The organism is Streptomyces sp. NPDC048604 (assembly GCF_043199435.1).
In the GTDB taxonomy this organism is placed as follows: Bacteria; Actinomycetota; Actinomycetes; order Streptomycetales; family Streptomycetaceae; genus Streptomyces.
The window spans coordinates 16632-31236 of record NZ_JBICVX010000005.1 but is presented as its reverse complement, the minus strand read 5'-3'; the positions used below and the strand labels follow the sequence as shown (position 1 = coordinate 31236).

Annotated in this window: 11 protein-coding genes; 5 read left to right on the top strand and 6 right to left on the bottom strand. The window is 73.2% G+C overall.

Annotation, left to right across the window (positions count from 1 at the left end; translation table 11 throughout):
• Window positions 1–6: 6 nt before the first annotated feature.
• Window positions 7–531: a MarR family winged helix-turn-helix transcriptional regulator gene (locus ACGFMM_RS11830; protein WP_393645585.1), complete on the bottom strand. Its 525-nt coding sequence runs from the start codon at window positions 529–531 to the stop codon at window positions 7–9.
• 147 nt (window positions 532–678) lie between these two features.
• Between ACGFMM_RS11830 and ilvA the strand changes: the two genes are divergently transcribed.
• From ilvA to ACGFMM_RS11815, 3 genes are all read left to right on the top strand, one after another.
• On the top strand, window positions 679–1911 hold the full coding sequence (ilvA, locus tag ACGFMM_RS11825) for a threonine ammonia-lyase (protein WP_393645583.1): 1233 nt from the start codon (window positions 679–681) through the stop codon (window positions 1909–1911).
• A 180-nt stretch (window positions 1912–2091) separates the two neighbouring features.
• A complete protein-coding gene (locus tag ACGFMM_RS11820; protein WP_393645581.1) occupies window positions 2092–3126 on the top strand; it encodes an ATP-binding cassette domain-containing protein in 1035 nt (344 codons plus the stop codon).
• Entirely contained in the window at window positions 3123–3974 is an 852-nt protein-coding gene (locus ACGFMM_RS11815) for an ABC transporter permease (RefSeq protein ID WP_393645579.1), read from the top strand. The genes ACGFMM_RS11820 and ACGFMM_RS11815 overlap by 4 nt, the downstream gene beginning before the upstream one ends.
• A gap of 13 nt (window positions 3975–3987) precedes the next feature.
• Here ACGFMM_RS11815 and ACGFMM_RS11810 read toward each other — a convergent pair whose 3' ends face one another.
• The 4 genes from ACGFMM_RS11810 to ACGFMM_RS11795 form a co-directional block, all read right to left on the bottom strand.
• Entirely contained in the window at window positions 3988–6321 is a 2334-nt protein-coding gene (locus tag ACGFMM_RS11810; protein ID WP_393645577.1) for a protein kinase, read from the bottom strand.
• Between the two features lie 21 nt (window positions 6322–6342).
• On the bottom strand, window positions 6343–8715 hold the full coding sequence (locus ACGFMM_RS11805) for a protein kinase (RefSeq protein ID WP_393645576.1): 2373 nt from the start codon (window positions 8713–8715) through the stop codon (window positions 6343–6345).
• Between the two features lie 118 nt (window positions 8716–8833).
• The gene (greA, locus tag ACGFMM_RS11800) at window positions 8834–9331 is read right to left on the bottom strand and encodes a transcription elongation factor GreA (protein WP_393645574.1); all 498 of its coding nucleotides are present in this window, start codon (window positions 9329–9331) and stop codon (window positions 8834–8836) included.
• Between the two features lie 176 nt (window positions 9332–9507).
• Window positions 9508–9909: a DUF4307 domain-containing protein gene (locus ACGFMM_RS11795; protein WP_393645572.1), complete on the bottom strand. Its 402-nt coding sequence runs from the start codon at window positions 9907–9909 to the stop codon at window positions 9508–9510.
• A 98-nt stretch (window positions 9910–10007) separates the two neighbouring features.
• On the opposite strand from ACGFMM_RS11795, the gene mca reads away from it, so the two are divergent.
• Window positions 10008–10889, top strand: coding sequence for a mycothiol conjugate amidase Mca (gene mca / locus ACGFMM_RS11790; protein ID WP_393645570.1), 882 nt, complete (start codon window positions 10008–10010; stop codon window positions 10887–10889).
• 1 nt (window position 10890) lies between these two features.
• Window positions 10891–11112: a hypothetical protein gene (locus tag ACGFMM_RS11785; RefSeq protein WP_393645568.1), complete on the top strand. Its 222-nt coding sequence runs from the start codon at window positions 10891–10893 to the stop codon at window positions 11110–11112.
• 41 nt (window positions 11113–11153) lie between these two features.
• Here ACGFMM_RS11785 and ACGFMM_RS11780 read toward each other — a convergent pair whose 3' ends face one another.
• Window positions 11154–14372: a tetratricopeptide repeat protein gene (locus ACGFMM_RS11780; RefSeq protein ID WP_393645566.1), complete on the bottom strand. Its 3219-nt coding sequence runs from the start codon at window positions 14370–14372 to the stop codon at window positions 11154–11156.
• Window positions 14373–14605 lie beyond the last annotated feature (233 nt).

The following is a 14605-nucleotide window of genomic DNA, read 5'->3' as shown; positions in this document are numbered from 1 at the left end:
CCGCGGTCAGGACTGCTGCGCCGGTGCCGCCGGGCTCGCCTCCGCCTGCGAGGGCAGCCCCGACTGCCGGGCGGACAGGGCCGAGTTGAAGCGGGTGAGCAGGGTGCAGAACGAGGCGCGCTCGTCCGGCGTCCAGCCCTCCGTGACCTGGGCCATCAGCGCGCGCCGCGAGGAGCGGACCTCCTCCAGACGGGCCTGGCCGCGCGGCGACAGCTGCAGCACGACCGCGCGTCCGTCCTCGGGGTGCGAGGTCCGCTTGACCAGGCCGGTGTCGACGAGCGGGGCGACCTGGCGGGTGACGGTGGAGGAGTCGATCCCCATCCCCGCCGCGAGCGCCTTCACGCCCATCGGCCCTTCCTGGTCGAGGCGGTTGAGCAGCAGGTAGGCGGCGCGGTCCATGGAGTTGCGGAGCTGGCCGGTGCCGCCGAGCCGGGTCTGCTCGGCGCGGCGCGCGAAGACGGCCACCTGGTGCTGGAGGGCATCGAGGAGACCGGGGTCGAGCTCAGTCGTCATGTCCTGAGACGTGGGCATGGCTGTGGTGGCTCTCTCGTGCGTGGTCGGTTTGGTGGGGGACAGAGTACGCGTGCGGAAGCAGGTCCGTACCGGGGCTGCGCAAACCCGCTCGGACGCGTGGCCGCGCGGCGGCCGGAGGGGCGGTGAGCTGGGAGACTTGCGGTCATGAGCTACCGTGCGCCTGGCCCCTTGCACCCCCTGATCCTCGACGACGTGCGGGGCGCGCAGAAGATGCTCTCCGGCGTCGCGCGGATGACCGCGATGGAGGGCAGCCGGTATCTGTCGTCGCTGGTCGGGGCCCCGGTGCACCTCAAGTGCGAGAACCTGCAGCGGACCGGTTCGTTCAAGCTGCGCGGCGCGTACGTGCGGATCGCCGGGCTGCGTCCGGAGCAGCGGGCGGCCGGGGTGGTCGCGGCGTCGGCGGGCAACCACGCGCAGGGTGTCGCGCTGGCGTCCTCGCTGCTCGGCGTGCACGCGACGGTCTTCATGCCGCTCGGCGCCCCGCTGCCGAAGGTGGCCGCGACCCGCGAGTACGGGGCGGAGGTCCGGCTGCACGGCCATGTCGTGGACGAGACGCTGGCGGCGGCGGAGGAGTACGCGCACGAGACCGGGGCGGTGTTCATCCACCCCTTCGACCACCCGGACATCATCGCCGGTCAGGGCACGGTGGGCCTGGAGATCCTGGAGCAGTGCCCGGAGGTCCGCACGATCGTCGTGGGCATCGGCGGCGGCGGGCTCGCGGCGGGGATCGGGCTCGCGGTGAAGTCGCTGCGGCCGGACGTGAAGGTGATCGGCGTGCAGGCGGACGGCGCGGCCGCGTACCCGCCGTCGCTGGCGGCAGGACACCCGGTGTCGATCGAGTCGCCGGCGACGATGGCGGACGGGATCAAGGTGGGCCGGCCCGGCGACGTGCCGTTCGGGATCGTCCGGGAGTACGTGGACGAGGTCCGCACGGTCTCCGAGGACGCGCTGTCGTCCGCGCTGCTGCTCTGCCTGGAGCGGGCGAAGCTGGTCGTCGAACCGGCCGGGGTGAGCCCGGTGGCGGCGCTGCTGAGCGAGCCGGAGTCGTTCCAGGGCCCGGTGGTGGCGGTGCTGTCGGGCGGCAACGTGGACCCGCTGGTGCTGCAGCGGATCCTGCGGCACGGCATGGCGGCGGGCGGCCGCTATCTGAGCCTGCGCCTGCGCGTCGCGGACCGGCCGGGCGTGCTGGCGAACCTGCTGGGCGTGCTGTCGGAGGCCGACGCGAACGTCCTCGACGTCGGCCACGTCCGCACCGACCCGCGGCTGGGGCTCACGGAGGTCGAGGTGGAGCTGCACCTGGAGACCAAGGGCCCGGAGCACTGCGCGGAGGTGGAGTCGGCGCTGCGGGAGGCGGGGTACGTGGTGACGGCGGGCTGAGGCGGCGGTGGGTTGAAGTGACGGCGGGCCGGGGCGACGGCGGGATGGGCCCCGCACGCCCGTTGTCGCTCGCGATGTATCGCGTTACGGTGTGCTCCAGGTCACTCATTCGCTGGGCGCAGGGCGTCCGGCGTACCTAGACTTGGGCGGAAAACGCCCGAAATCCCTGGGAGAACCCACATGCCAGGCGCGATATACGCCGAGGGTCTGGTGAAGACCTTCGGCGACGTACGAGCTCTGGACGGCGTCGACCTCGATGTGCCCGAAGGCACGGTCCTGGGCCTGCTCGGCCCGAACGGCGCGGGCAAGACCACCGCGGTGCGGGTGCTCACGACGCTCCTCCAGCCCGACAGCGGCCGCGCCGTCGTCGCCGGGATCGACGTGCTCAAGCACCCCAACGAAGTACGGCGCTCGATCGGCCTGTCCGGCCAGTTCGCCGCCGTCGACGAGTACCTGACCGGCCGCGAGAACCTGCAGATGGTCGGCCAGCTGTACCAGATGAGGGCCAAGGAGGCGAAGGTCCGCGCGGACGAGCTCCTCGACCGCTTCGGCCTCGTGGACGCCGCCGACCGGCCCGCCAAGACGTACTCCGGCGGCATGCGCCGCCGGCTCGACCTCGCGGCCGCCCTGGTCGTCTCGCCGCCCGTGATGTTCATGGACGAGCCGACCACCGGCCTCGACCCGCGCAACCGGCAGGCCCTGTGGGGCATCATCCAGGAACTCGTCGCCGGCGGCACCACGCTGCTCCTGACGACCCAGTACCTGGAGGAGGCCGACCACCTGGCCGACGACATCTGCGTCATCGACCACGGCAAGGTCATCGCCCGCGGCACCTCGGACGAGCTCAAGGCCCAGACCGGCGGCGAGCGCGTCGAGGTCGTCGTCCACCAGCCCGAACAGATCGACCCGGCCCGGGACGTCCTCGCCCGCTACGGACTGGCCGGCATCGGCCACAGCGAGGTCTCCGTCGAGTCGCACACCCGCAAGCTGACCGTGCCGGTCGCCGGCGGCGCGAAGCTGCTCGCCGAGGTCATCCGCGACCTCGACACCGTCGGCGTCGAGATCGACGACATCGGCCTGCGCCGCCCCACCCTCGACGACGTGTTCATCTCGCTGACCGGCCACGTGGCCGAGCAGCTGGACGAGGAGGAGAGCGGCGCCGCCGCGGCCGCCCGGGGCGGCCGCGGCCGGAGCGGGAAGGAGGCGGTGAAGTGACCACGATCTCCGACACCGTCCCGACGGCGGCGCCGAAGCCGCGCGGCGGGATCGCCCAGTCGATCGCCGACTCGCTCGTCGTCGCCAAGCGCAACCTGATCCGGATGACCCGGATCCCCGAGATGGTCATCTTCGGGCTCATCCAGCCGATCATGTTCGTGGTGCTGTTCAGCTACGTGTTCGGCGGCTCCATGAACATCGGCGGCTCGACCTCCCCCGAGGTCTACCGCGAGTTCCTGATGGCGGGCATCTTCGCGCAGACCGTCACCTTCGCCACGGCCGGAGCGGGCGCGGGCATCGCCGACGACATGCACAAGGGCCTCATCGACCGCTTCCGGTCCCTGCCGATGGCCCGCGGCGCGGTCCTCACCGGTCGCACCCTCGCGGACCTCGTCCAGACCATGCTGACGCTCGTCGTCCTCGCGATCGTCGCCCTTCTGGTCGGCTGGCGCATCCACGAGGGCATCCCCAAGGCGCTCGCCGCGTTCGGGCTGCTGCTCCTGCTCGGGTACGCCTTCTCGTGGATCGGCGCACTCATCGGCCTCTCGGTCCGCACCCCCGAGGCGGCCACGTCCGGCGGCCTGATCTGGCTGTTCCCGGTCACGTTCATCTCGAACGCGTTCGTGGACTCCAGCCAGATGCCGTCCTGGCTCCAGCCGATCGCCGAATGGAACCCCTTCAGCGCCACCGTCCAGGCCTGCCGCGAACTCTTCGGCAACCCCGGCGTCTCCCCGTCGGACGCCTGGCCGATGCAGTACCCGGTGTGGGCCTCGCTGATCTGGTCGTTCCTGATCATCGTGGTCTTCCGCACGCTGTCGGTACGGAAGTACCGGTCGGCGGCGGGGTGAGTCACCGGTACGGTCAGGGCAGATAGCCCGAGACGACCAGGCCGTCGGAGAAGGGCAGGAACACGGCCCCTCCGGCGGCCAGCGCCTCCGTGGACGTCAGGCTCGACTCGTCGACGCCCTCCGGGAGGACCGCCGAGAAGGTCTCGAACTGGTGCTCCGAGTCCCCCTCCGGCCCGGACAGGGCGATCGTGTGCACGTGGTTCCGGCCGCCGGCGACCACCTGGTCTCCCACGAACCAGACCCGGTTCAGCGGCGCGTTGCCCACCCCGTAGCTCCAGTGCACGTCCGCGCGCCACCGCTCGCGGCCGCTGCCCAGGTCGTACGTGACCATCGTCAGGCCCCGGTCGCCGCCGATCACGGCCGCCGTGCCGTCCTTGTTCACCGCCGGGCCGCCCGTGATCGTCAAGCCCTTGCCGAGGGTCCGCTTCAGGCGCAGGGTTCGGGCGTCCAGCACGGGCACCCCGCTGTCCAACGAGGCCGGGCAGAGCACGTACTCCTTGTGCACGATGATCTCGCCGCAGGTGAGATCGGCGGAGCCCCGCGCGGTCTCCTTGCCCGTACCGGCGTCGAGTGCCACGGGGGTCGCGACGCCGATCGGCACGTACACACGGCCCCCGGCGGCGACCGGCTGCTCCGGAATGCCGTCGAGTTCGCTCCGCCACAGCTCCTCGCCCTTGCCGTCGAGTTTCACGGCCGTGACGAGTCCCTTGGCGTCGTTCCGCAGGTTGACGTACGTGGAGTAGAGGACGCCGTCGTGCAGGTCGGAGCCCTTCACCGCCCAGTCGCCTCCGGGCGCCGGGACCACCCCCTGCTGCTTGCCGTCCTCGATCCCGTACGCCGTCACTCCGTCGGGACCGGAGATGTACGCGGTCTCACCGACGACGGCCGGGTACCCGGCCGTCGAGTACAGCCCCTCCCCGCCCGGCGTCTTGCGTGCGGGCGCCGACCACAGCTTGCGGCCGTCGGCGGCGCGCAGGCCCACCGCCGCGCCGCCGCTCCCGGCGCACACCAGCACCTTCGGGGCGAGTGCACACGCCTCAGTGCCGGCCTCGACCTGCGCCTTCCAGGGCGACCAGCCGGCCGGCCGGTACGAGCGGTCCGTGCCGGTCTTCCCGAAGTCGCCGCCGTGGCCCTCGCCGCCGTAAGGCAGCAACACCTGGCTGAGCGTCGCCGGAGCCTTCGGCCCGCTGCTCGTGCCGGCAGAGGGTCCGGCGGCGCCGCCGGCCGTACTCTCCTGCCCGTCCTGGCGGTTGAGCAGCACCACGCCCGTCGCCGCCAGGACCGCGGCCGCCACCACGCCGGCGGCGATCGCCGCCCACGGGGGCCGGCGGCGCTCCGGCGTCGCCGGGCCGGCCGGCCGGTAGCCCGCCGCCGTGGGGGAGTACGGCACCTGGGGGCCGATCGTCGGCAGGTCGGCCACGCCCGCGCCGGACGCCGCCGACTCGCCTATGCGGCGGGCCGTGTCCCCGTACTCGGCGAGCAGCGACAGCACCCCGCCCGGCCAGGGGAAGGCCGTGGGCGCCGCGCCGCCCAGCAGGGCCGCCAGCTCCGCCGGCGTCGGCCGTTCGGCCGGGTCGAGCTTCAGGCAGCGCTCGACGATCGGCCGCAACTCGTCCGGTACACCGTCGAGTTCGGCCTGGGCCCGGCTGATCCGGAAGACGACCGACGCCATCTCCTCGTCGTGGAACGGACCCCGCCCGCTCGCCGCGAACGCGAGCACCGCGCCCAGACAGAACACGTCCGATGCGGGTACGACCGCCCGGCTGCCGACCAGATGCTCCGGGGACATGAAGCCGGGCGAACCGACGACAAGTCCCGTCGAGGTCAGGGCCGTTGCCTCGAAAGCCTGCGCGATGCCGAAGTCGATCAGCTTCGGCCCGGCGGCCCCGAGCAGCACGTTCGCCGGCTTCAGGTCCCGGTGCAGCACCTTCGCCGCGTGCACCGACTCGAGCGCGCGGGCCAGCGCGGCGCCCAGGGCGCGTACGGCCTCGACCGGCAGTGTGCCCGCCCGGCTCACCGCCTCGGCCAGGGAGGGGCCGGGCACGTACTCGGTCGCCAGCCACGGGGCCGCCGCGTCCGGGTCCGCGTCGAGGAGCAGCGCCGCGTACGGGCCGCTCACCGCCCGTGCCGCGGTGATCTCGCGCCGGAACCGGGTGCGGAAGTCGCTGTCGACCTCCAGGTCGGCACGGACGGTCTTCACCGCGACCATCCGGTACGGATCGGCCGTCGGCGCGTCCGCCCGGCAGGCCAGATGGACCTCGCCCATGCCGCCCGCGCCGAGCGCGGCGAGCAGCCGGTAGGGCCCGACGAGACGCGGAGGCTGCCCGTCGGGCAGTGCCTTCAGCACCGAACACGTCCTTTCAGTACGTCACTTGGGCAGCTCGACGGAGGCGACGGCCCCCTGGTCGTACACGATGTACGCGATCCCGCCGACCGGCAGCACCTCCGGGGGCCTGATCATGTCGTCGTAGCTCATCCCGTTCATCGGGTCGGGTTCCTTCTCCGCCCGTGGCCCGGGTGCTCCGGGAACCGTCGTGGCCTTCAGTCCGGCAGGCTTGCCGTCCGCGCCGAGCCGCACGGTGTAGAGCGTGGAGTAGTCGGCGTAGACCACCTGGTCGCCCGCGAGCAGCGGCCCCGACCATGCCTGCGCGAGGCCCTTGGGCGCGGCCTTCGCCGGGTACGAGCCGAGCAGGGACCCGTCCTTCGGGTCCTGGACCTTCAGCCCGTCGTCGTCGAGTTCGACGACCGCCGTCGGGCCGACGGCGTCCGGCCGTACTCCTCTCACCGGGGCGGGCAGACTTCCCTTCGAGGCGAGCGTGCCGGAGTCGAGGAGATGCAGCCGTTCGTTCCCGCTGTTGTTGTGCGGAGTGCTGACGCAGTACGCGGCGGTGTCGAGGACCTTGAGCTCCTCGCAGTCCTCCGCCTCCTCGTCGACCTGTCCGCGTACCGTGCCGGTCTTCGCGTCGAACGCGATCAGCCCGGCGTCGCTCAGGGCGTACACGGCGCCCTTGGCGTAGGCCACGGGCTCGAAGTCCTTGATCTCGGAACGGGGGATCTCCGCGTTGGTGAGCGCCTTGCTCCACAGCTGCTTGCCGTCCGCGAGGGAGAACGCGGTCAGGCCGTACTGCTCGAGGTCGAGCTCCTCCCCGGACGTCGCGGCGAAGACGATGCCCTCGGCGACGAGCGCACGGCTGCCCTCGCCCTGCTGCACCCACGCCTTCTTCTCCCAGCGGACCGCGCCGGAGCGCGCGTCCCGCACCTGGAGCCGGTCGCGGGTGGCGATGACGGCCACGCCGTCGTGGACGACGGGGCGGGCCGTGGAACCCGCGATGAAAACGCCGCCGGTGGGCCCCACGAAGCTGCGGTTGTCCCGCGCGTCCTCGACGAGGTTCGCGTCCCACAGCTTGGCGCCGTTGCTCGTGTCCAGCGCCTCGTAGCGCCCGTCCGTCGTCCGGCAGACCAGCACCGACTCGCCGGCCGAGCAGCCGAAGGCGGGCGCGGTCAGCTTCGCCTGCCAGGGCTTCCAGCCGGCCGGGCGCTGCGCCGTGTTCTGCGGCACCAGGCCGGACGCGTCCGCGAGGCCCCGATCGTCCACGCCGGGAACCCGGGGCCCCGGCTTCGCCGGAGGCTTCTTCGCGTCCGCCGGAGGTTTCCCGCCCTCCGGCCACAGCACGTACGCCCCTACCCCGCCCGCGACCAGCGCGAGCGCGACCGCCGCCGCGAGCAGGGCGCGGCGGCCGCGCATCCGCGGTTTCGCCTGGACCGTCGGGGCGTCCGGTGGGAGGGTCGGCAGCTGGTCCGGGGCCATCGGCGCCGGCGCGACCTCGCGCAGGGCCGTGCCCGTGGCGATGAGCTGGGCGAGTTCGCGGCCGTACTCGCCGATGTGGTCCAGGACCGCCTGCGGCCAGCTCGCCCGGTCCCCGCCGCCGAGGATCTCCACCAGGCGCTCGGGCGTGGGGCGGGCGGCCGGGTCGGCGGCCAGGCAGGAGGCGATGACGTCGTGGAGTTCGGCCGGGACGCGGCTCAGGTCCGCCTCGGCCTGCGAGACGCGGTACAGCACGGCCGCCAGCGGACCGTCGCCGAAGGGGTCCTCGCCGGTCGCCGCGTAGCAGAGCACGGAGCCCAGGCAGAAGACGTCCGAGGCCCCGGTGACGTGCCGCGCGCCGGCGACGTGCTCGGGGGACATGAAGGACGGGGTGCCGACCATCATTCCGGTCGCCGTCATCGTCGTGGCGCCGCTGCTGCGGGCGATGCCGAAGTCGATGACCCGCGGTCCGTCGGCGGCGAGCATGACGTTGCCGGGCTTGAGGTCGCGGTGCAGCACCCCGCCGCCGTGCAGGTCCGCGAGGGCGCGGGCGAGCGCCGTGCCGAGGGCGCGCACGGTCGGGACGGGCAGCGGGCCGCCGCGGCGCACCGCCTGCGAGAGGCTGGGGCCGGGCACGTACGCCGTCGCCAGCCAGGGCGTCTCCGCGTCCGCGTCGCCGCCGAGCGGGGCGGCCGCGTACGGGCTGGCGACCAGGCTCGCGATCCTGATCTCGCGCCGGAACCGGTCGCGGAAGGCGGGTTCGGCGACGACGTCCCGGCGGACGGTCTTCACCGCCACGTACGTGCCGTCGTGCGCGCCCGCCACGCTCGGCGTGCGGCCGAGGAAGACCTCGCCCATGCCGCCGGCGCCGAGCCGCGCCAGGAGTTCGTACGGCCCGATCCGCGCGGGCGCGCCTTCGCGCAGCGGTAACAGCACGTGTGTCTTCCCCCTCAGGACGTGACGGCCGCCCGCATCATCGCACGTGCCTCTGCATGCACATGCAGAAGGCCGGACCGCCGCTGCGGTCCGGCCCTGTACGTCGTCGTCGTGGCCGTCAGCCCGTGTACGGCTTGGCGCTGAGGATCCTGACCATCGCCATCTTGCCGTTCGGCAGCTCGTACTCCGCGTCTTCGCCGGCCTTCTTGCCGTGGACGCCCACGCCGAGCGGGGACTGCGGGGAGTACGTGTCGATGCTGCTGCTGGCGTACTCGCGCGAGGCCAGCAGGAAGGTCATGGTGTCGTCCTCGTCGCCGTCGAAGGCGACGGTGACCACCATGCCCGGCTCGACCACGCCGTCGTCCGCCGGCGCCTCGCCGACCTTGGCGTTCTCCAGGAGCTGGGTGAGCTGTCGGACGCGGAGTTCCTGCTTGCCCTGCTCCTCCTTGGCCGCGTGGTACCCGCCGTTCTCGCGCAGGTCGCCCTCCTCGCGCGCCGCGGCGATCTTGGTGGCGATCTCGGTACGCGCGGGACCAGACAGGTACTCAAGCTCTTCCTTGAGCTTGTCGTACGCCTCCTGGGTGAGCCAGGTGACGTTGTCGCTGGTCTGGGTCACAGGTGCTCCTCGTAGGTACTGGGAATACAAAGCATCGCCCTACCCAGAAGGATGTGCCTTCCTGGATGGGCGAAACCACGAGCCTAACAATTGGTGGCGAAAAAGGAAGGGACGAAAGTCATCAGAATGACGTCAACGCTGGTCAGGCAGGTTGACGCGACGGGCGCGCGGCGTTTCTAGCGCTCCGTGCAGCCGACCAGCTCGGCGCTGGTGGCGCGCGCGGTGGTGCGGATGGAGACCACCTCGTCGATCCGGGTCCGCGGACCCTCGAAGCGGACGTCCTTCCGGCCGACCTCGGCGCCGTCCTCCGAGCGGGAGCGCAGCGTGCAGGTGCCGGCGGCGCCGGCGTCCTTGCGGACCTCCAGGTGCATCTGCACCTCGCGGTCGCCCACCACCTCGAACTTGATCACCTCGGCGCTGAGCTTCGCGTCGACCACGTAGTGCCAGCCGAACCAGCCGAGCAGACCGGTGAAGAGCACACCGAGCACCAGGCCCGCGATCTTGAGCCGGCCGTCGGCGCGCTCGTCCGCGGAGCGGCCGTAACGGCCCTCGGGCAGCGACTCGCGTACCGAGCTCATGGCGGATCCCTTCGTGGCGCCGGACGGCGGAATTTTCGGCCCCCCGATTCCGTCACTATAGAAGTTGCCCGATGCGACCAATGGACAGGGATCGAGTCTTGACTGAGCAGCTGCGTCTGATGGCCGTGCACGCCCACCCCGACGACGAGTCGAGCAAGGGTGCGGCGACGATGGCCAAGTATGTGTCCGAGGGGGTGGACGTGCTGGTGGTCACCTGCACGGGCGGCGAGCGCGGCTCCATCCTCAACCCCAAGCTCCAGGGCGACGCGTACATCGAGGAGCACATCCACGAGGTCCGCAAGAAGGAGATGGACGAGGCCCGGGAGATCCTCGGCGTCAGCCAGGAGTGGCTCGGCTTCGTCGACTCCGGCCTGCCCGAGGGCGACCCGCTGCCCCCGCTGCCGGAGGGCTGTTTCGCCCTGGAGGACGTCGACCACGCGGCCGGCGAGCTGGTGCGCAAGATCCGCGCGTTCCGCCCGCAGGTCGTCACCACGTACGACGAGAACGGCGGCTACCCGCACCCCGACCACATCATGACCCACAAGATCACGATGGTGGCGTTCGACGGGGCGACGGACGCGGAGAAGTACCCCGAGGCCGAGTTCGGCCCGGTCTGGCAGCCGCTGAAGGTCTACTACAACCAGGGCTTCAACAAGCCGCGCACCCTGGCGCTGCACCACGCGCTGCTCGACCGGGGCATGGAGTCGCCGTACGGGGAGTGGCTGGACCGTTGGAAGGAGTTCGAGCGCAAGGAGCGGACGCTGACCACGCACGTGCCCTGCGCCGAGTTCTTCGAGATCCGCGACAAGGCGCTGATCGCGCACGCCACGCAGATCGACCCGGACGGCGGCTGGTTCCGCGTGCCGATGGACATCCAGAAGGAGGTCTGGCCCACGGAGGAGTACGAGCTGGCGAAGTCTCTGGTGGACACCTCCCTCCCCGAGAGCGACCTCTTCGCGGGCATCCGCGACAATGCCTAGCATGAGCGCACACCTCGCACTGACCCAGCTCGTCCCGCTCGCGAAGGAACTCGACGAGAACAAGGTGACGCCCGGCGTCCTCGGGTTCATCGTCTTCGCCGTGATGGCGGGCGCGGTCTGGATGCTGATGAAGTCCATGAACCGCCACATGGGCAAGGTCTCCTTCGAGGAGACCCCGGCGGCAGCCGGCACCCGGCAGAAGCAGCAGCCCCCGCAGGAGTAGCGGCCCGCGCCCGCCGTCGCCCACACGGGGCGGCGGCGTGGCTACGGCACCGCCACGCCCATGACCTCCCGGGCGTGGCGGTTCGGTGTGAGGCCGAGGGGCCAGGCCTGCCAGCCCGCGTCCAGGCGGACGCCGCGCGCCAGGGCGAGCCCGTACGTCCCGGCGCACTCCGTCAGCCGCGCATCCCGCAGCTCGTGACGGTCCTCGGTCAACCGGACGAGTTCCTCCTCCGCGACCACCGTGCCGATCTCCACCCCGCCCGGCGAGGCGTACGGCAGCAGCGTGACCCGCAGGAAGCCGGCCCAGTCCGCGCCCCGCCGGTCCCCGTACGAGGCGAACAGGGCCGCCGCCTCCTCGCACAGCTCCAGCGCCTGCGCCGTCTTGTTGTTGCCGGCGTCGACGACCGCCAGTTCCAGGCAGGTCCACGCCTCGCCGTGCGCCACCCCGATCCGCCGGAAGTCCTGCCGGGCGTCGCTCAGGAGCTGCCGGGCGAAGCCGGAGTTGCGCAGGTTGCCGGTCTGCGCGGCGCGCAGGTCCCGCGTCACCCGGCCCGAGTGGTGCCGGGCGCAGGCCAGCCCGTACACGTCCCGCATCCGCGAGAACATCGTCCGCGCCCGCTCCAGCTCCCGCACCGCCTGGTCGAGGTCGCCGCGCTCCTCCAGGGCCTGCCCCAGGTAGTACAGCGTCCACGCCTCGCCGCGGGCGTCCTCCTGCTCCCGGTGCCGGGACAGCGCCTGCCGCAGCCCGTCCACGGCCGACGGCGCGTCGCCGCCCACCAGGCGGGCCCGCGCCAGCTGGGTCAGCGCCCACGCCTCGCCGCGGCCGTCCTGGGTACGGCCGTACCCGTCGAGGGCGGCCCGCAGCTCCTCCTCGGCGCGCGGCACGTCGCCCCGGCGCAGCCACACCTGGCCGAGCTGGAAGTGCGACCAGGCCTCGCCGTGCACGGACTCCGAGGCGCGGTGCAGCGCGAGCGCCCGGTCCAGCAGCTCCACCGCCTCCGCGAGGTTCGCCCGGTCCCGCTCCACGCCCGCGAGCGCGTGCAGCGTCCACGCCCGGTCCGCGGCCAGCGAGTCCGGGGTCTGGAGCTCCAGGGCCTCCCGCAGCCGGGCCGAGGCCTCCGGCAGATTGCCCTGGTGGTGCAGGGTGATCCCGAGGGAGCACAGCGCGAGCGCCGCGCCCGCGTCCTGGTGGGCCTCCTGGTACAGCGAGACCACCGAGGTCAGCGTCGTGCGCGCCTTGTCCAGCTCGCCCAGCTGACGGGCCGCGATACCGGTCCGCCACTGCACCGAGCGGGACAGCCGCCCGCCGTGCCCGAGCGCATCCGCCAGCTCCTCGATCTCGCCGAGCCGGTACAGGTCGCCGCGGAGCAGGCAGTAGTCGCACAGCGCGCCGAGCAGATGCAGTACCGCTTCCTGGTCGACGCCCTCCGCGTGCCGCAGCGCGGCGGTGATGAAGCTGGACTCGTCGTCCAGCCAGCGCAGCGCGGCCTCCAGCGAGCCGAAGCCGTGCCCGCCGAACCTGTCCGCCCGGGTGGACATCTTGCCGTCGACCATCCGGATCACCGCGTCGGCCAGCTCCGCGTGGTTCCGGATCAGCCGCTCCTGCGCGGCCGCGATCGCCGTGCCGTCCTCCTCGTCGAGCAGCCGGGCCGAGGCGAAGGCGCGCACCGCCTCGTGCAGCCGGTACCGCTCCCCGCGGACGTGGTCGATCAGCCCGGCCCCGGCCAGCTCGCGCAGCAGCCGCGCGCCCTCCGCCTCGCCGCCGTCCAGCAGCGCCGCGGCCGCCGCCGCGCCGAGCGAGGCCCGCCCGGCCAGCGCGAGGCGGCGCAGCAGCAGCCGCCCCTCCTCGTCGAGGTCGGTGAAGTACCGTGCGGCCAGGGCCCGTTCGACCGGACCGCCGTCCTGCCCGTACCGCTCCAGGAGCCGCGCCTGCTGCCCCAGGGGCCGTGTCGCCGGCGAGGCGCCCGCCACCCGCAGCGCCAGCGGCAGCCCGCCGCACAGCTCCCGGATCCGCATCGAGGCCTCCGCGTCGTACGGGGCCGGGTCGGAGTCTCCGGCCGTCTCCCGCAGCAGCTCCTCCGCGCCCGCCGCGTCGAGCGCCGCGACCTCCAGGCGGTGCACGGACGCGGCCACGTCCGCGCCCAGGTCCAGGGGCTGCCGCGCGGTCACGAGGACGAGGCTGTCGGAGCGCTCCGGCAGCAGGGCGCGCACCTGCGCCGCGTCCACCGCGTCGTCCAGGACGATCGCCACCGGCAGTCCGGTGAGGTGCTGGTGGTACAACTCGGTGAGCCGGCGCACCTGTTGCTCCGTGGAGCTGCGGTCGCGGAACAGCAGCTGGTCGCGCGGCGCGCCGAGCCGGTTCAGCAGGTGCAGCAGCGCGTCGCGGGTGGCCAGCGGCTTCTCGCCGCGGCTCGCGCCGCGCAGGTCCACCACGCAGGCCCCGCGGAACTGGTCCCGCAGCGTGTGCGCCGCCCGGACCGCGAGCGTCGTCCGGCCGGAGCCGGGCGCGCCGTGCAGCACCACCACCGTCGGCCGGGTCGTGGTCGCCGCGCGGGCGGCCTGCACCCACTGGGTGATCCGCCCCAGCTCCTCGCGCCGGCCGGCGAACGGCCCGTCCCGGTCGGGCAGATGGCCGAAGGACTGCTCGAGGGCGTGCCGCCGGCGGGCCGCCGCGCTGCGGTCGCCGCCCCGCTGGCGCGGCACCGGCCGTGCCGCCGGGGTGGCGGTCGCCGCGGTCGCCGTGTGCAGCATCCGCTGCTGGTCCAGGAACGGCCGTATCCCGCGTACCTCCAGGGCCGTCAGCCACTGCAGTCGCAGCTGCTCGGCTCCGCCGGGCTGGCCGAGCGCCCCGGCCCGGCGGTGGGCGGCCGGCCAGTGCTGGGCGGTCACCTTCAGCACGGTCGCCGCGGCGCCCGCGACCGCCACGACGGCCCCGGCCGTCAGCGCCGTGCCCGTGGCGGTGCCCAGCGCCAGGTCCGCCACGACGGCCGCCGCGGCGGCAACGGCGGTGACCAGCACGGGAGTTCCGACCGCCGGCCCGGTGAACCGTTCGGCCAGCGACGTACTGCCCGCCTCGGCCTCCTCCAGGGCCAGCCGGTACGCCGTGTACTCCTCGCCCGCGCTCGCCGCCATGGAGTCCAGCGCGGCCCGTCCGCGCGCCAGCAGCGCGGTGGCGTCGAGTGCGCCGCCGGAGCGGCGCACCTCCTCCTCCACGGCGCGCGCCAACAGCCGCTCGGCTTCGGTCCGGTGGCCGTCCCGCATGTGCGTCCCCCTCCGAGAGCTTCCGCTTCCGGCCCCAAGTGTCCTGCGTGACGCGCGTCGGCGCGAGGGACGTCCGGTGAAGGCCCGGAAGTCGAGCGGTCGAGGGCCGCGGGTGCGCGGTCGAGGACCCCGGGGACAGGGGTGGGCGTCTGACCGAATCTTCCCTGTTCGATGGCGTTGATCTGCTGATTGAGGCTTCCGGGTGACTGCCCGGAACCAAACAGCGGCCGGGC